14 protein-coding genes are annotated in these 16,207 nt (G+C 69.2%); 8 read left to right on the forward strand and 6 right to left on the reverse strand.

The window, feature by feature from the left end:
- Positions 1-63: 63 nt before the first annotated feature.
- A complete protein-coding gene (locus G6026_RS00025) occupies positions 64-2,244 on the reverse strand; it encodes a malate synthase G (RefSeq protein WP_107756586.1) in 2,181 nt (726 codons plus the stop codon).
- Positions 2,245-2,362: 118 nt separating this feature from the next.
- Here G6026_RS00025 and dapF point away from each other — a divergent pair, with 118 nt between their 5' ends.
- Positions 2,363-3,247 (forward strand): diaminopimelate epimerase, encoded by an 885-nt coding sequence (gene dapF / locus G6026_RS00030; protein WP_182611877.1) that lies wholly within the window; start codon positions 2,363-2,365, stop codon positions 3,245-3,247.
- 56 nt (positions 3,248-3,303) lie between these two features.
- Complete coding sequence (gene hflX / locus G6026_RS00035) at positions 3,304-4,752, forward strand: GTPase HflX (protein WP_182611878.1); 1,449 nt, start codon at positions 3,304-3,306, stop codon at positions 4,750-4,752.
- Positions 4,753-4,850: 98 nt separating this feature from the next.
- On the opposite strand, the gene lexA is transcribed toward hflX, so the two are convergent.
- Complete coding sequence (gene lexA / locus G6026_RS00040; RefSeq protein ID WP_017836910.1) at positions 4,851-5,519, reverse strand: transcriptional repressor LexA; 669 nt, start codon at positions 5,517-5,519, stop codon at positions 4,851-4,853.
- A 228-nt stretch (positions 5,520-5,747) separates the two neighbouring features.
- Between lexA and G6026_RS00045 the strand changes: the two genes are divergently transcribed.
- The 3 genes from G6026_RS00045 (at position 5,748) to G6026_RS00055 (ending at position 7,309) form a co-directional block, all read left to right on the forward strand.
- A complete protein-coding gene (locus G6026_RS00045; RefSeq protein WP_156607182.1) occupies positions 5,748-6,110 on the forward strand; it encodes a hypothetical protein in 363 nt (120 codons plus the stop codon).
- A gap of 114 nt (positions 6,111-6,224) precedes the next feature.
- The gene (gene nrdR / locus G6026_RS00050) at positions 6,225-6,683 is read left to right on the forward strand and encodes a transcriptional regulator NrdR (RefSeq protein ID WP_107756583.1); all 459 of its coding nucleotides are present in this window, start codon (positions 6,225-6,227) and stop codon (positions 6,681-6,683) included.
- Between the two features lie 80 nt (positions 6,684-6,763).
- Positions 6,764-7,309, forward strand: coding sequence for a hypothetical protein (locus tag G6026_RS00055; RefSeq protein WP_182611879.1), 546 nt, complete (start codon positions 6,764-6,766; stop codon positions 7,307-7,309).
- A 30-nt stretch (positions 7,310-7,339) separates the two neighbouring features.
- On the opposite strand, the gene hrpA is transcribed toward G6026_RS00055, so the two are convergent.
- Together hrpA and G6026_RS00065 are read right to left on the reverse strand one after the other, a co-directional pair.
- Positions 7,340-11,254, reverse strand: coding sequence for an ATP-dependent RNA helicase HrpA (gene hrpA / locus G6026_RS00060; RefSeq protein ID WP_182611880.1), 3,915 nt, complete (start codon positions 11,252-11,254; stop codon positions 7,340-7,342).
- Between the two features lie 47 nt (positions 11,255-11,301).
- Positions 11,302-11,490, reverse strand: coding sequence for a hypothetical protein (locus G6026_RS00065; protein WP_017836905.1), 189 nt, complete (start codon positions 11,488-11,490; stop codon positions 11,302-11,304).
- Between the two features lie 47 nt (positions 11,491-11,537).
- Here G6026_RS00065 and G6026_RS00070 point away from each other — a divergent pair, with 47 nt between their 5' ends.
- The gene (locus G6026_RS00070; RefSeq protein ID WP_182611881.1) at positions 11,538-12,299 is read left to right on the forward strand and encodes a hypothetical protein; all 762 of its coding nucleotides are present in this window, start codon (positions 11,538-11,540) and stop codon (positions 12,297-12,299) included.
- Positions 12,300-12,355: 56 nt separating this feature from the next.
- Here the strand turns inward: G6026_RS00070 and G6026_RS00075 are convergent, their stop codons facing one another.
- Both G6026_RS00075 and G6026_RS00080 read right to left on the reverse strand, forming a co-directional pair.
- Complete coding sequence (locus tag G6026_RS00075) at positions 12,356-13,015, reverse strand: TrkA family potassium uptake protein (RefSeq protein ID WP_107758101.1); 660 nt, start codon at positions 13,013-13,015, stop codon at positions 12,356-12,358.
- A gap of 91 nt (positions 13,016-13,106) precedes the next feature.
- Positions 13,107-13,769, reverse strand: coding sequence for a TrkA family potassium uptake protein (locus G6026_RS00080; RefSeq protein WP_107756580.1), 663 nt, complete (start codon positions 13,767-13,769; stop codon positions 13,107-13,109).
- 113 nt (positions 13,770-13,882) lie between these two features.
- Between G6026_RS00080 and G6026_RS00085 the strand changes: the two genes are divergently transcribed.
- Together G6026_RS00085 and G6026_RS00090 are read left to right on the forward strand one after the other, a co-directional pair.
- Complete coding sequence (locus G6026_RS00085) at positions 13,883-15,874, forward strand: APC family permease (RefSeq protein WP_107758100.1); 1,992 nt, start codon at positions 13,883-13,885, stop codon at positions 15,872-15,874.
- A partial coding sequence (locus G6026_RS00090; RefSeq protein ID WP_347238045.1) for a TRAM domain-containing protein occupies positions 15,871-16,207 on the forward strand: 337 nt, incomplete at its 3' end. The genes G6026_RS00085 and G6026_RS00090, both read left to right, overlap by 4 nt.

A 16,207-nucleotide genomic window follows, 5' to 3' on the forward strand; every position in this document is an offset into this window, starting at 1 on the left:
CGCGGGACCCGCTACCCGGGGGTGCGGGTGGCGGGTCCCGCGAGATGCCGGGTGGGAACCGGTCTACAGCCCGTTGGCCGCCTTGAACTCGCGACGGCGGCGGTGCAGGATCGGCTCGGTGTAGCCCGACGGTTGGCGGGTCCCCTCGAGGATGAGCTCGCGGGCCGCCTGCCAGGCGATCGAGGATTCGACGTCCGGCGCCATGTTCCGGTACGCCTCGTCACCGGCGTTCTGCCCGTCGACGATCTCGGCCATCCGTCGGAGCGAGTCCTCGACGTCGTCCGCCGTGATGATGTCGTGGCGGATCCAGTTGGCCAGCATCTGCGAGGAGATCCGCAGGGTGGCGCGGTCCTCCATGAGGTTGACGTCGTGGATGTCCGGCACCTTCGAGACACCGATTCCCTGCTCGACCCAGCGGACCACGTAGCCGAGGATGGTCTGACACGAGTTGTCGACCTCCTCCTTCTTCTCGGCGTCCGACCAGGTGGTGTCCGGTGCGAGCGGCACCGTGAGGATGTCGTCGACACTCGCGCGGGCGCCGCCGGCGAGCAGCTCCTCCTGGCGGGCCATCACGTTGACCCGGTGGTAGTGGGTGGCGTGCAGCGTGGCGCCTGTCGGGGAGGGCACCCACGCGGTGTTCGCGCCGGCGCGGGGCTGACCGATCTTCTCGGCGAGCATCTCCGCCATGAGGTCGGTCTTGGCCCACATGCCCTTCCCGATCTGCGCTCGGCCGCGGAGTCCGCACGCGAGACCGGTGTCGACGTTGAAGTCCTCGTAGGCGGTCATCCACCGGGCGGACTTCATCTCGCCCTTGCGGATCATCGGCCCGGCCTCCATGGAGGTGTGGATCTCGTCGCCCGTCCGGTCGAGGAATCCGGTGTTGATAAAGACGACGCGCTCCGTGGCCTCGGCGATGCAGGCCGCGAGATTGACCGAGGTGCGGCGCTCCTCGTCCATGATCCCCACCTTGAGGGTGTTCGCCGGCAGGCCGAGGAGTTGCTCGACCCGGCTGAACAGCTCGGTGGTGAACGCGACCTCGTCGGGTCCGTGTTGCTTGGGCTTGACGATGTAGATCGACCCGTGCCGGCTGTTCCCGCGCTCGTTGCCCTCGGCGATCCCGTGCATCCCCGCCAGGGAGGTGATGAGAGCGTCGAGTATCCCCTCCGGCAGCTCATTGCCGTCGGCGTCGAGAACCGCCGGGTTGGTCATCAGGTGACCGACGTTGCGCACGAAGAGCATGGAGCGGCCGTGGAGCCTGACCTCGCCCGCGCCGTCGGGAGCGGTGAAGACCCGGTCGTCGTTCAGGACACGGGTGAAGGTCTTGTCGCCCTTGGTGATCTCCTCGGACAGATCACCCTTCATGAGGCCCAGCCAGTTGCGGTATCCCAGGGTCTTGTCCCGGGCGTCGACGGCGGCGACGGAGTCCTCGAAGTCCATGATGGTGGAGACGGCGGACTCCAGGACGACGTCCTTGACGCCCGCGGAGTCCGTGGAACCGATCGGGGAGTCCGGGTCGATCTGGATCTCGATGTGCAGCCCGTTGTTGCAGAGCAGGACGGACGACGGGGAGGCGGCCTGACCGAGGTACCCCACGAACTTCTCCGGGGCCTTCAGGCCGGTGGTCGATCCGTCGGCGACGGTCACCTGGAGACTGCCGTCGACGACGGCGTATCCGGTGGAGCCCACATGGCTGCCCGACGCCAGCGGAACGGCGTCGTCCAGGAACTCGCGGGCCCAGGCGATCACCTTGTCGCCGCGGACCTTGTTGTACCCCGTGCCCTGTTCCGCCCCGTCCGACTCCGGAATCGCGTCGGTGCCGTAGAGCGCGTCGTAGAGCGATCCCCACCGGGCGTTGCCGGCGTTGATCGCGAAGCGGGCGTTCATGACCGGGACGACGAGCTGGGGTCCGGCGACGGTCGCGATCTCCGCGTCGACGTTCTCCGTGGTGACGGAGACGGAATCCGGCTCGGGCACCAGGTAGCCGATGTCCCGCAGGAACTGCGTGTACGCGCGCTGGTCGATCGGGGCCGGGTTCTCGTGATGCCAGGCGTCGATCTTGGACTGCAACGCGTCGCGGGTCTCGAGCAGTTCACGGTTGCGGGGGGCCAGATCCGTGAAGATCTCGGAGGCACCCGCCCAGAACGCGTCGGGATCGACCCCGGTGCCGGGGATCGCCTCGGTGTTGACGAAGTCGTAGAGGACCTCGTCGACCTGAATACCGCCGACAGTGATGCGTTCGGACATCGATGCTCTCCTCACATAGGGACCGTTCTGCAGACGACTCTAGTGCTCACGAGCCCTGTGATCATCCGACTTTTCCGCAGGGTGGAACGGGGTGCCGGGGTCGCTAGACTCGGATGCCATGACCTCCACGCCTGTGACCGCACCGTCCGAGGGACTGTCCTTCATCAAGGGTCACGGAACTCTCAACGACTTCGTGATCCTGCCCGACGACCGGGCGGAACTGGGGCTCGACGAGGACCTGGTGAGGGCGTTGTGCGACAGGCGGGGCGGACTCGGCGCGGACGGGGTACTCCGGATCGCCACGGCCGGTGCCCTGGTCGACCGGGGCGTCCTCCCCGCTCTGCCGGACGGCGTCGATGCCGTGGACTGGTTCATGGACTACCGGAACGCGGACGGTTCGATCGCGGAGATGTGCGGCAACGGCGTGAGGGTGTTCGCCCACGCCCTCGTCGCGACCGGCCGTGCCGGGGTCGGCCGGATCGCCGTCGGCACCCGGTCCGGTCCCCGTCCCGCCGACATCCTCCACCACGACGACACCCACGCCATGGTCCGTGTGGACATGGGTGAACCCGTGCTCCTCGGGGTGTCCTCGGCGGAACTCGCCGGACGCGTGTACGCGGGCCTCGCCGTGGACATGGGCAACCCCCACCTCGCGTGCGTGGTCCCGGGTCTGGGGGCCGCGGGGTTACGCGACCTACCGGTGCACGAGGCGCCGGTCTACGACACCGCGTTCTTCGGCGAGGGGGTCAACGTGGAGTTCGCCACCCCGCTGGTGGACGGACGGGTGTCGATGCGCGTCCATGAGCGGGGATCGGGGGAGACGTTGTCCTGCGGCACCGGCATCGTCGCCACCGCCGTCGCGGCTCTGGCCGACGCCGGAGAGGCCACGGGCGAGGTCCTGGTCTCCGTCCCCGGGGGCGAGGTCGGGGTGACCCTGACCGGTTCCGGTTCGACCCTCACCGGACCGTCCGAGCTCGTCGCGCACGGGTGGTACACAGGGTGACGCCCGGCTCCGTTCGCGGAGGCGTCGTGGACGCATCTGTGAGATGATGCTGGTGGATGACTATCGATGACGCCGCCCCTGACCGGGCCACACGAGACCATGACCCTTCGGTCGGAGACTTCCAGCTCGAGGAGCGCTCGTCGCTGCGCCGAGTCGTCGGCCTGTCGACCGAGCTCCAGGATGTCAACGACGCGGAGTACCGCAAGCTCCGTCTGGAGCGTGTCGTCCTGGTCGGGGTCTGGACCGAGGGCACGTCAGCGCAGGCGGAGGCCGCCATGGCCGAGCTGGCCCAGCTCGCCGAGACCGCGGGCTCGGAGGTCTGCGATGCGTTGATCCAGCGGCGCGACAAGCCGGACCCCGCCACCTACATCGGTTCCGGTAAGGCCAGGACCCTCAAGGACGTCATCGCCGCGACGGGCGCGGACACGGTGATCTGCGACGGTGAACTGACACCCGGCCAGCTCATCGCCCTCGAGAAGGTGGTCAACGTCAAGGTGATCGACCGCACCGCCCTGATCCTCGACATCTTCGCCCAGCACGCCACCAGTCGTGAGGGCAAGGCCCAGGTCTCGCTTGCGCAGATGGAGTACATGCTCCCGCGGCTGCGCGGCTGGGGCGAGGCGCTCTCCCGGCAGGCCGGCGGCAGGGCGGGGAGCAACGGTGGCGTCGGGCTCCGTGGCCCCGGTGAGACGAAGATCGAGACCGACCGCCGTCGGATCAGGGAGCGCACCGCCAGACTCCGCCGGGAGATCAAGGGCATGAAGCAGGCGCGCGACACCAAGCGTCATCGACGGCGCGCGACCCCGGTGCCGTCGATCGCCATCGCCGGGTACACCAACGCCGGCAAGTCGAGTCTGCTCAACCGACTGACGGGCGCGGGAGTGCTGGTCCAGAACGCACTGTTCGCGACCCTGGACCCGACGACCCGGCGCGCCGAGCTCCCCGATGGGCGAGTGGTGGTCTTCACCGACACCGTCGGATTCGTCCGGCACCTCCCGACGCAGCTCGTCGAGGCGTTCCGGTCGACGTTGGAAGAGGTCGTCGATTCCGAGCTCCTCCTGCACGTGGTGGACGGATCTGACACGTTCCCGTTGCGCCAGATCGACGCCGTCCGGACAGTCATCAACGACGTCGTGGAGGAGCAGCACGCCGAGAGGCCCCGCGAACTCGTGGTGATCAACAAGATCGATGTGGCCGACCACGTCGTGCTGACGGAGCTGCACCACGCGCTACCGGACGCGGTGTTCGTGTCGGCGGCGACGGGTCAGGGTGTCGACGAACTCCTCGAGAGGATCATGGGGGTGGTCGCCTCGGGGGACACGCGGGTCACGCTCGAGATCCCCTTCACGAGGGGAGACGTGGTCTCCCGTGTCCACGCGGAGGGCGCTGTGGTCGCCGAGGATCACACGAAGGACGGAACCCGGATAGAGGTTCGACTCCCCGCCTCAGTGGCGGGAGAACTCGACGAGTATCGCGTCCCCGACCGGCGTGACGGGGTCGCCTGACCAGAGCGCCGTGAGGGTCCGATCTGCCCTGACCCACGTCGCGATCGTGGTTCCCGCCTCGGCCGGGTGAGGTCAGGCGACGCACCATCGGCACAGGCTCAGAGCTTGCGGAAGACGGTCACGACCTTCCCGAGGATCGTCGCGTGCTCTCCGGGGATGGGACGGAACGAGGGGTTGTGGGGCAGGAGCCAGACCCCGGTCGAATCCCTGCGGAACGTCTTGACCGTGGCCTCGCCGTCGATCATCGCCGCCACGATCTCGCCGTTGTCGGCGACATTCTGCCGACGGACCACCACATAGTCGCCGTCACAGATCGCGGCGTCGATCATCGATTCGCCGACAACCCTGAGCATGAACAGGTCTCCTGATCCCACCAGGTCGGAGGGCAGGGGGAATACCTCCTCCACAGCCTGCTCGGCGAGGATCGGACCGCCGGCCGCGATCCGCCCCAGGACCGGGACGTAGACCGGTTCGACGGCTCCGCCGGGCCGTACGTCCTCCTGCGCGGGTGCACGTCGCCCCCGCGATCGCTGACCGGGGACGCCGTGGACGTCGACCGCCCGCGGCTTGTGGGGGTCGCGGGTCAGGAAGCCCTTCTTCTCCAGGGTCCGCAGCTGATGGGCCACGGAGGAGGTGGACTGTAGGCCGACCGCATCACCGATCTCCCGGATGCTCGGCGGATAACCCCTCTCCTTGACGGTGTCGTGGATGTGCAACAGCACGCTCTTCTGGCGTGTCGTCAGGGCCTCGAAGTCTGGTTTGGGCATGCGGCGGTCCCTTCAGCGAATGGGTGTTCGACGTCTCTTTCTGTGTACACCCTACGTCGGACCGGGCGGGGGCGCCACACAGGTGTTCGAAGAATTTGCGCGCAGGTGTCGACTCTGTCGGACCCGCGTGATACAACTCTAGGCACGTTCGGGTTCGAACAGATGTGCACAACGAGTCACACGAGTGTGCGAATCCGGTTCGCACGGAGTGTCGAGTGGGGAGTGGTCATGACCGTCCTGGAAATGCAGCAACGATCGCGTCCGTCCATCCCGTGGACGGAGGTGTGTGCGACCGCGCACGACCGGTTCGATTCACCCAGGGAGGGGACGCGCGTCCCTGCCGAGGTCCCGTCCGTCACCCGCACCCTCGACCGTGGCCGGAAGGTGCCCACGCGGTCGGTGGCACCCGGTCGCCGGGTGAGCGTGCGGACGGCGTCCACGGGTCAGGTCAGGGCGTGCGGGGTGGAGGCGAGACCGGCTGCACCGGTGGTGGACGACGTGCCGACCTGGGCGCTGGTGGTCGGCGGTATCGTCTTCGGAATCCTGATGCTGTTGGCGTTGGCCCTCGTGGGCGGGCCCGCCTACGCGTGACCCACGGCATCGCCTTCTAGAATGGTCCCGGGACGGCGGCCCGTCGCCCTCGCACCGCTGTCGGCTCCGGCCGGTGGACCGGTTCGGACCAGGTCGACGAATGGCGAAGCTGGAATGTACTGCCCCATATGTCACCACGAGGACTCTCGGGTGATCGATTCGCGGTCGGTCGACGAGGGGCAGGCGATACGGCGTCGACGCGAGTGCCCCGAATGCGGACACCGGTTCACCACCCTTGAGACACCGCTGTTGACCGTCCTCAAACGCAACGGCGTGACGGAACGTTTCAGTCGGGACAAAGTGGTCCGCGGCGTGCGCCGCGCCTGCCAGGGGAGGTCGGTCGACGAGGACGCGCTCCGGCGGCTCGCTCAGCAGGTCGAGGATGCGGTCAGGGCCGGCGGGGCGTCCGAGGTTCCCGCTCATGAGATCGGACTGGCCATCCTGGGACCTCTCCAGGATCTCGACGAGGTCGCCTATCTGCGCTTCGCCTCCGTGTACAAGCAGTTCAGTTCCGCAGCAGACTTCGAGCGCGAGATCATCGCACTCAGAGAGCGCCACGCCGCTCACCGGTGAGCGTGGGTTCTTCGTCGTAGCGACGAGCGCGGGCCCGCCGCGCTGAGCCCCGTTCCGCGGCAGTGATCTACTCTCAGACCATGCTCCGGGTGGTTGCGAGCGCGTCACTGTTGGTGCCGTTCGTCGTGAGCGCCTGGCTGGTCATCGGGCCTCACCACCCGGTATTCCCGTGGGCGTTCTCGGCCGGTGTCCTCGGGATCCTGGGCGTTATGGGCCCCGTGCCCGAAGCGATGATCCCGAGGTGGGTGACCGCTACGACGCAGCGGACGATCCACCGCGCCCGCTTGTTCGGTATCCCCTCCGTACTCCGTGCGCTGGATCGGGTCGGATGGAATCGCGCTCTCGGGCGACGCGTCAACTCGTGCCATGGTCGGACTGGGTTGGTGGAGATTCGCGCCAGGGCCACGCAGAGCCTGGTCGCCCACGGGGTGGGCGCGGGGATCCACGCTGCGGTGGCCATCCCACTCGTGTTCGCCGGCGCCTGGCGGAGCGCGGTGATCGTGGTGGTACTCGGTGTCGGCGTGCACCTTGTTCCCGTCGCGATGCAACGGTACGTGCTGGCGAGGGAGGATCGGGTGGACCGAGTGATTCAGGCCCGCGGGGCTGGGCGAACCCCGGATTCGTGAGCGCGAGGTAGCGAGGCGGGCGTCGTGGGCTCACCTCCCGGTCCGGCGGGAGAGAGCGGCGGTCACCGCCTTCTCGATCCTCTCGGCGGAGACAGGGCGCGAGGTGCCCAGGGACTGTGCGAAGAGTCCGACGCGATACTCCGCCAGCATCCATCGCAGATCCCGGGACGTCCTCGCCCCACCCGGTCGCCCGCGCAGTGCCGCCGTCGCCTGTGCCACGGTCGCCTCCGACTCCTCGAGCCGTGCGGTGAGCTCCCGATACCTCGCCGGTGACTTCTCCGCCAGGTCGAGCCTGAGGTCGATCGCTCTCACATGACGCTCCAGTTGCGGCAGGACCTCGACGGGGTGACGCGCGAGGAATCCCTTGCCCACGAGGAAGTCCAGCGCGGGCCGGACGTCGTCTGCGACGTCACGCGGGGCCTGCTCTAACCGCGCCGTCACCGATCGCGCGGCGACCAGCGCCGGGAGAGCGGCGGTGATCGACGCCGAGACGGCGCCCGGCGCTTCGGCCCTGGCCCGCGCACGCAGTTCCTCGAACTCCTGCACGGTGAGTACCGGCACCCCCTGACGTGTGGCGAGCATCCGTCCACACGCGGCCAGGGCCGCGTCCGAGACCAGTCCGTCGGCGCCGCCGTGGGGATACTGGGTGAGCGCGAGGCGCTGCTCCACCGGACGGCCCCGGAGTATCGCCGCCGCGGTGATCACATCCTTCGAGATCATCGTCAACACGGCCGCGGCCTGAGCGGCCCTCCTCTCCTCCTCGGTGGCGCACGCGATCCGGTGGAGGCCGTCCGGGCGCACCTGCAGCGCCGGATAGACCGTCACCTCGACACCGTCGACCGTCCCGCTGATCGAGGTCTCCAGGTCCCCGATCGTGTCCGCGGTCCAGGCCCGATGGGGCCCGTCGTCGGGGACGAGTCGCGAGTTGAGCGTGGCTCGGACCTTCTCCACCAGGCGGCTGCGCAGGGCGGCGAGATCGGTACCCGAGGCCACCACCTCGTCGCCGTCGACGACCTCGAAGCGCATGCGCAGATGGCCGGGGAGGTGTTCCGGATGGAATTCGCGGGGATCGACGGTCGTCCCGATCCTGGCCGAGAGCGCCCCGGCGAGAGCCACCGGGAGAGGAGCCGAGCGCGGGGTGAGATCTCCGGCCAGCAGCTGTGCGTATTCGGCGGGAGGGGAGCACAGACGCCGTAGGTACTTGGGCAGAGTTCGCAGCATCTCGGTGTACAACTCCTCCCGAAGGCCGGGGACCAGCCACTCGAAACCGGAGGCCGCGACCGAGGACAACTGGGGGAGAGGGATCCGCACGGTGATGCCATCGGAGTCGACACCAGGGTCGAACGCGTACCTGAGCTCGAAATCCCGCTCACCCTGCTTCCAGATCGGCGGGAACTCGGAGGCGGCCGGAGCGGTGTCCGAGGTGCGGATCCGCTCGGGCGTCAGTCGTAGACGGTCCGGATCCTTGCGGCCCTGCTTCTTCCACCACGACTCCAGGTGGCGCCCGGAGGTGATGTCGGTGGGGAGTCGCTCGAGGTAGAACTCGACCACCGCGTCGTCATCGATGACCAGGCCCCGGCGCCTGCTCCGGGTCTCCAGTTCGCGCGCCTGCTCCACCGCCGCGGCGTTCTCGGTGATCACCGGGATGCGGGTTGACCACCGGCCCTCCACGATGCCGTGCCGGACCAGCATCTCCCGGGCGAGCGGTGCATCGACCCGGGACAGGAGGATGCGGCGCGATTCGACGACGGGCAGACCCAGGAGGAGAACCTTCTCGTAGGCCATCGCGGCGCCCTGGGCGTCGGACCAGTGCGGCTCGGAGTACTGGGACCGGACCAGGTGCGCCCCGAGGGTTTCGATCCACGCCGGGTCGATGCGCGCGACATCACGGGCCCACAGCCTGGACGTCTCCACCAGCTCGGAGGCCATGACCCAGCGCGGTGGTCTGCGGGCGAGATCGGAACCGGGGAACACCTGGAAGCGGATGCCGCGGGTGCCGCGGAACTCCCTGGTGTCCTCGTCTTTCATCCCGACGTTGGTGAGCAGGCCGGACAGGATCGCCTTGTGGAGGTCGTCCTCCGCGGCGTGGCCGGACGGCGGATGCCAACCCCGGTCCCGGCACATGCTGGTCAACTGGGCGGTGAGGTCTTGCCATTCCCGGATCCGCAACCAGTGCAGATACTCGGCCTTGCACATCTTGCGGAACGCGCTGCCAGAGAGTTCGCGGCGCTGTTCCGTGAGGTAGCGCCACAGGTTGAGGTAACCCAGGAAGTCCGAGGACTTGTCGGCGAACCGACGGTGGAACTGGTCCGCCTTGTCTCGGTCCTCGGCGGGTCGCTCCCGCACGTCCTGAACCGTCAGCGCCGCCACCACCACCAGGACGTCCCCCAGCGCGCGGTTGCGGTGGCCCTCCACCACCATCCGCGCCAGACGGGGATCGAGGGGGAGGGACGCCATGTCGCGACCCACCCTCGTCAGGTGCGGGCGCCCGTCGTCGTCGATCCGGAGCGCACCGAGTTCGGTGAGCAGCGTCATCCCGTCCCGGACGGCCTTGCGGTCGGGTGGTTCGACGAACGGGAAATCGTCCACGGCGCCCAGGTCGAGATCGGCCATCGACAGGATGACCGACGCCAGATTGGTGCGCAGGATCTCCGGGTCGGTGAACTGCGGCCGGGAGTCGAAGTCATCCTCCGAGTACAGGCGGATGCAGATGCCGTCGGCGACGCGGCCACAACGGCCGGCGCGCTGCGCGGCGGAGGCCTGTGAGATGGGTTCGATCGGCAGTCGCTGGACCTTGGTGCGTGTCGAATAGCGGGAGATCCGCGCGAGGCCGGTGTCCACGACGTAGCGGATTCCCGGAACCGTCACCGAGGTCTCCGCGATGTTGGTCGACAGGACGACGCGCCGGGTCGAGTGCTGACGGAACGCCCGTTGCTGCTCGGCGGCGGTGAGCCGGGCGAAGAGAGGGAAGATCTCCGTTGCCTTGAACCTCCGGCCCCGGAGCACCTCCTCGGCGTCGCGGATCTCGCGCTCGCCGGACAGAAACACGAGGACGTCGCCATCCCCTTCGGCGAGGAGTTCGCCCACGGCGTCGGCGAGCGCGTCCAGGGGATCCAGGTCGACGGTGCGGTCCGCGTGGTCGACCCGGAGCGGCCGGTACCGGATCTCCACCGGGAACGTGCGACCGGAGACCTCGATGACAGGGGCGGGCCGGCCCGCCGCATCCGCGAAGTGGCGCGCGAAGCGGTCCGGGTCGATCGTGGCGGAGGTGATGATGACCTTGAGGTCCGGTCGGCGGGGCAGGATCTGCCGGAGGTAGCCCACCAGGAAGTCGATGTTGAGACTGCGCTCGTGCGCCTCGTCGATGATGATCGTGTCGTAGGCGCGCAGCAGCCGGTCCCTCCGGATCTCGGCGAGCAGAATGCCGTCGGTCATGAGTTTGACGGCCGTGTCGGCGCCGGTGCGGTCGTCGAATCGCACGGCGGAACCGACCAGGTGGCCGGGCTCCGCTCCGAGCTCCTGGGCGATGCGTTCGGCGACCGTCCGGGCCGCCAGACGGCGGGGCTGGGTGTGTCCGATCATCCCACGCACGCCTCGGCCGAGTTCCAGACAGATCTTGGGGATCTGGGTGGTCTTGCCGGACCCGGTCTCCCCGGCGATCACCACGACCTGGTGGTCGCGGATCGCCGCCGCGATCTCGTCCTTGCGGGCGCTGACCGGGAGGTGCTCGGGGTACTCCGGTGTCGGGATCGACCCGGCGCGCCGACGCAGTCGTTCGGCGGCGTCGTCGATCCTCCTGCCCAGGTCGGCCACCTGGTCCGCGCGCGCCTTCCGGATCCTCGACCGGAGCCGGTGCGCGTCGAGGATGCCGACGTCATCGAGTCGGACGAGCAGATCGTGCCGGGCCCGGCGCAGGTCGGGGGCGGGCTCGGAGGACGTCGTCATGGTGTACACCAGCGTATCGCCAACCGGTGACCGCACCGATCCGGGTGTCAGCCCGATGAGCCGTCCCGGCGCGACTGGAGGCGGGTGTAGCGCTGGTGGAGTCGCTCCCGGATCTCGTCGGGCTCGTAGGCCTGCCGCCGGCGTTCGGTCCGCGCGGCGAGGATGCCTGTGGCCGCCACGCCGACCACTCCGGCGGCGCCGACCACCTTGAACCACTGCCGTCCGCGGGGTGCCATGGTCCAAGGGTAGGTCCTACGGCCGCGTCACCTGGCAGGATCGCGGCATGAGCCTCGACACCGTCCCGCTCGCCGCCGCAGCCCACCGCACCCGGACCGGGGACCTCTGGCTCTTCCGTGGGCGCACGACCGCCGACAGGCTCATTCAGACCCTGACCAACTCCCCCGTGAACCACGTGGGGGTGGCGGTGGTTCTCGACGATCTACCGCCGCTCCTCTGGCACGCCGAGATGGGTCGCGCGCTGACGGACGTCTGGACGGGTCGCAGGCAACGCGGCGTCCAACTGCACGATCTCGAGGCGGCGGTGCGTCAGTGGACCGGGCCGTACGGACAACGTGCATGGTTCCGGCAGATCAGCCCGGAGACCGGTGAGGCGCAGGAGGACGCGGTACTGGAGACGATCGCCCGCCTGAACGGTGTGTCGTTCCCCTCCGCGGGGCGCCTGACCGCCCGGTGGGCCCGGGGTCGGTGGGCAGCTCGGGGACGGCGCCGATCCGTCCGCGACGCCGGCACGGGGCCCGGGTCCGGAGGGGACGGTGAGGCCGGTGCCCAGGGGAGGCGGGGCATCGGTCTCCCGTGGCGCAGAACCGTCGACACCGGGCCGGTACTGCGCATGGAGGCCGCCTATTGCGCCGAGGTCGTCGGGATGACACTCGAGGCGATGGGCGTCCTGCTGCCGGCCGGTGATGCCAGTTGGTACGACCCCGGACGGTTCTGGAGCGGAGACGCACTGCCCCTCGCGCCGGGGTGGGACTACGGGCGGGAGGTCGCGGTCACCGTTCCCGCAGACGCGGACCGCGGGTACTGACCAGCGCGCCCGGACGCGGCTGCCGGGCGGGACGCTCGAGCGGGAGTCAACGGGTGTCAGCCGCCGAGGATCGCGATGCTCAGATCCTCCTCGGCCGTCTCGGGGGCCACGACGAGCAGTTCGTCACCGGGCTCGAACGGGACGTCGGGTTCGGGAGTGATCACCCTGCCTCCCCGGAGGACGGCCACCAGCGCCGCGTCGCGGGGGAGCCGGACGCGGGAGACGGGCCTGCCCGCGAGGGGGGTCTGGTCCGGCAGCGTCACGCTCACCAGGTTGACACCGCCGCGACGCAGGGTCATCAGCCGCACGACGTCACCGACGGCGACGGCCTCCTCGACCACCGAAACCATGAGCCGGGGCGTCGAGACGGCCACGTCGACCCCCCAGCGGTCGTCGAACAGCCACTCGTTCCGCGGGTCGTTGACGCGGGCGACCACCCGGGGCACGGCGAACTCCGTCTTGGCCAGCAGGCTCACGACCAGGTTCACCTTGTCGTCGCCGGTGGCAGCGACCACCACGTCGGACTCCTCGGCCCGGAGCCGTTCGAGGAAGCTGAGCTCGCACGCGTCCCCCACGAGTTGCCGGGCACCGGTGACCGAGTCGCGGTCGAACACGGCCGGGCGTCGGTCGACGAGCGTCACGTGGTGGTCATTGGCCAGGAGCTCGCGGGCGATGGATCGCCCCACCACGCCTGCGCCGGCCACCAGCACCCGCATGGTGGAGGCATGGAACGTGCGGGTGGAGGCGCGGTCCAACAGGCCCGCGCCGTCCGCGTAGTCGGGGACCGGGTCTCCGCCGACGGGCCGGTCAGTCATCAGTTGGTCCTCGCTTCACGATGTCGTCGAGATCGTCCACCACGGCGGAGGGCACGGCCAGGTGGATCAGGTCCTCCGCCTGCGCGAGAGTGCCGCCATCGGGGACCCGGCATTCGCCGAAACGGGTGAGGGCGACCGCGGTGCCACCGACGGTCCCGGCCAGGGAGGCGAGGGTGGCCCCGACCCACACCGGGGGAGGGACCACCGCGACAAGCGAGACCTCACCGGTCTGATCGCGCCAGACCACCGGGCTCGAACCGGACGTGATGTATCTGATGAGGCGGCCGGTCGCCCAGGGGACCGTCGCGACGGTGGGGATGCCCAACCTCTCGTAGACCTCGGCGCGTCCGGCGTCGTAGATCCTGGCGATCACCCGCTCGACGCCGTAGGTTTCGCGGGCCACCCTCGCGGCGATGATGTTCGAGTTGTCCCCGGAGGAGACCGCCGCGAACGCGTCGGCGCCGTGGAGCCCGGCGTCCACGAGGACCTCGCGGTCGAAGCCGAGTCCGGTGACGGTGCGGCCGCCGAACCGCTCGGGCAACCTTGCGAACGCCGCGGGGTCCCGGTCGATCACGACCACCTCGTGACCGTCCTCGTCGAGTTCGGTCGCCAGCTCCGCCCCGACCCGCCCACAGCCCATGATGATGACCCTCATGGTGAGTACCGCTCCTCACGGTCCGCGACGCGCGGACCCGTGGGATCACGCTACTCCCGTCGGCAGAACTGTCCCTGCGGCACGCGGAGCCCTACGATGTGTCGGTGTCCAGGATCTCCCGGGTGTCCGTCGGAACCAAGCGCCTGTTGCTGGGGCGTCCTTTCCGCAGCGACACCTCAGGGGACTCGCCGTTGCGCAAGCGGATCGCACTGCCGGTCTTCGCCTCGGATGCGTTGTCCTCCGTCGCCTACGCCCCCGAGGAGATCTTCCTCATCCTGTCGTTGGCCGGGATGTCGGCCCTCGTCTTCACCCCGTGGGTCGGCCTCGCGGTGGCGGTCGTCATGGTGGTCGTGATCGCCTGTTATCGACAGAACGTCCGCGCCTATCCGTCCGGCGACGGTGACTACGAGGTCGCCACCGTGAACCTCGGGCCCAACGCCGGACTGGGCGTCGGCGCGGCCCTGCTCATCGACTACGTCCTCACCGTGGCGGTGTCGATCTCGGCGGCGGCCGCCAACATCGGCTCCGCCATCCCGTTCGTCTACTCGAACGAGGTCGTCTTCGCCGTCGTCGCGATCGTCCTGCTCACCGCGATCAACCTCCGGGGCATCCGGGAGTCACGAGCGATGTTCGCGATCCCGGTCTACGCGTTCATGGCGGCCATGACCACACTGGTGGTGTGGGGCTTGTTCCAGGTGGACGTTCTGGATCGTGACCTGAGGGCGGAGTCCGCGGACTTCGAACTCGTCACGCCCGACGGGGTGGCCGTCGCCGGGCTCGCCCTCGCGTTCGTGGTGGCCAAGTCCTTCGCCTCGGGGTGTGCCGCGTTGACCGGAGTGGAAGCCATCCACAACGGCGTACCCGCGTTCCGCAGTCCCCGGGCCCGGAACGCCGCCACGACCCTGGTCATGCTCGGGGTGGTGTCGATCTCGTTCCTGCTCGGTCTGATCGTGTTGGCGAACAAACTCGGGGTCCAGATCGCGGAGGACCCGGCCGCCCAACTGATCGGCGCCCCGGAGGACTATCACCAGAAGACGATGATCGCGCAGCTGGCCGACCCCGTCTTCGCCGGACTCCCGGTCGCCTTCTACGTGATCATGACCATCACCACGCTCATCCTGGTGCTCGCGGCTAATACCGCGTTCAACGGATTCCCCGTGCTCGCCTCGGTCCTCGCGCGGGACAAGTACCTCCCGAGGCAGCTCGCCACGCGCGGCGACCGCCTCGCCTTCTCCAACGGGATCGTCCTGCTCGCCATCGCGGCGATCGTCCTCGTGGTGGCCTTCGACGCCCAGGTCACCGTGCTCATCCAGCTCTACATCGTGGGCGTCTTCGTGGCGTTCACCCTGAGCCAGCTCGGGATGGTCCGTCACTGGACACGGCGACTGGAGAGCGAAGAGGTCCCGGCGGTCCGACGTCGGGTGCAGCGCGCCCGCGCGGTCAACGGGGTCGGCTTCGTGCTCACCTCGGGTGTCCTGGTAATCGTCATGGGCACCAAGTTCTTCGCGGGCGCCTACATCGCGGTGCTGGCGATGCTTGCCGTGTTCGGGGTCATGAAGCTCATCAAGCGGCACTACGAGTCGGTCGCGCGTGAGCTCGAGGACTCCTCCTGGGAGGTCGTGCTCCCGAGCCGCACCCATTGCGTCGTGCTGGTGTCCAAGCTCCACCTGCCCACCCTCCGCGCGCTGGCCTACGCCCGGGCGACCAGACCGGACACCATCGAGGCACTGACGGTGAACATCGAGACCACGGAGACCCGGGTGCTGGTGCGGGAGTGGGAGCGCAGGCGCATCTCCGTACCGCTCAAGGTTGTGGAGTCCCCGTACCGGGAGATCAACCGACCGGTGGTCGACTACGTCAAGCGGCTGCGGGACCAGTCGCCCAGGGACGTGGTGATCGTGTACATCCCGGAGTACGTGGTGGGGCATTGGTGGGAACAGCTGCTGCACAACCAGAGCGCGCTGCGCCTGAAGACCCGTCTGCTATACGAGCGGGGCGTCATGGTGACCAGCGTTCCGTGGCAGCTGTCGTCGTCGGACGGCCGCGCGGAGCAGGCGCGTGACGAACCGATCATCGGGCGCTGGGGCGCGCCGGAGGACCGATGACGCCGGTGACCGGGACCGACTGGACGGGGCGTGTGCTGCGACTGCGCATCGAGGGTCCGGCGCAGGGTGGTGAGTTCGTGGCCCGGCACTCCGGACGAGTGGTGTTCTGCCGCGGCGGGATCACGGGGGAACTGGCCGAGGTGGTGATCGACGACGACCCCGGGCGGGCATTCTGCCGCGGAACCGTGACCCGCGTGCTCGAACCGTCACCCGACCGGATCGACCCCGTCTGTCCGGCGGCGGCGGCCGGTGCAGGGTGTTGCGACTGGAGCCACATCGGCCCGTCGGCCGCCCGGGAGTTCGCGGGAGTCGTCCTGGCCGACCAGGCCCGCC

Origin of the sequence: Dietzia sp. DQ11-38-2 (assembly GCF_014145055.1) — a bacterium.
Taxonomy (GTDB): domain Bacteria; phylum Actinomycetota; class Actinomycetes; order Mycobacteriales; family Mycobacteriaceae; genus Dietzia.

Bases quoted from the DNA above. Each gene is read 5' to 3' on its own strand.
- G6026_RS00025 (WP_107756586.1), bottom strand. From the start codon at position 2,244: ATGTCCGAACGCATCACTGTCGGCGGTATTCAGGTCGACGAGGTCCTC.
- dapF (WP_182611877.1), top strand. From the start codon at position 2,363: ATGACCTCCACGCCTGTGACCGCACCGTCCGAGGGACTGTCCTTCATC.
- hflX (WP_182611878.1), top strand. From the start codon at position 3,304: ATGACTATCGATGACGCCGCCCCTGACCGGGCCACACGAGACCATGAC.
- lexA (WP_017836910.1), bottom strand. From the start codon at position 5,519: ATGCCCAAACCAGACTTCGAGGCCCTGACGACACGCCAGAAGAGCGTG.
- G6026_RS00045 (WP_156607182.1), top strand. From the start codon at position 5,748: ATGACCGTCCTGGAAATGCAGCAACGATCGCGTCCGTCCATCCCGTGG.
- nrdR (WP_107756583.1), top strand. From the start codon at position 6,225: ATGTACTGCCCCATATGTCACCACGAGGACTCTCGGGTGATCGATTCG.
- G6026_RS00055 (WP_182611879.1), top strand. From the start codon at position 6,764: ATGCTCCGGGTGGTTGCGAGCGCGTCACTGTTGGTGCCGTTCGTCGTG.
- hrpA (WP_182611880.1), bottom strand. From the start codon at position 11,254: ATGACGACGTCCTCCGAGCCCGCCCCCGACCTGCGCCGGGCCCGGCAC.
- G6026_RS00065 (WP_017836905.1), bottom strand. From the start codon at position 11,490: ATGGCACCCCGCGGACGGCAGTGGTTCAAGGTGGTCGGCGCCGCCGGA.
- G6026_RS00070 (WP_182611881.1), top strand. From the start codon at position 11,538: ATGAGCCTCGACACCGTCCCGCTCGCCGCCGCAGCCCACCGCACCCGG.
- G6026_RS00075 (WP_107758101.1), bottom strand. From the start codon at position 13,015: ATGCGGGTGCTGGTGGCCGGCGCAGGCGTGGTGGGGCGATCCATCGCC.
- G6026_RS00080 (WP_107756580.1), bottom strand. From the start codon at position 13,769: ATGAGGGTCATCATCATGGGCTGTGGGCGGGTCGGGGCGGAGCTGGCG.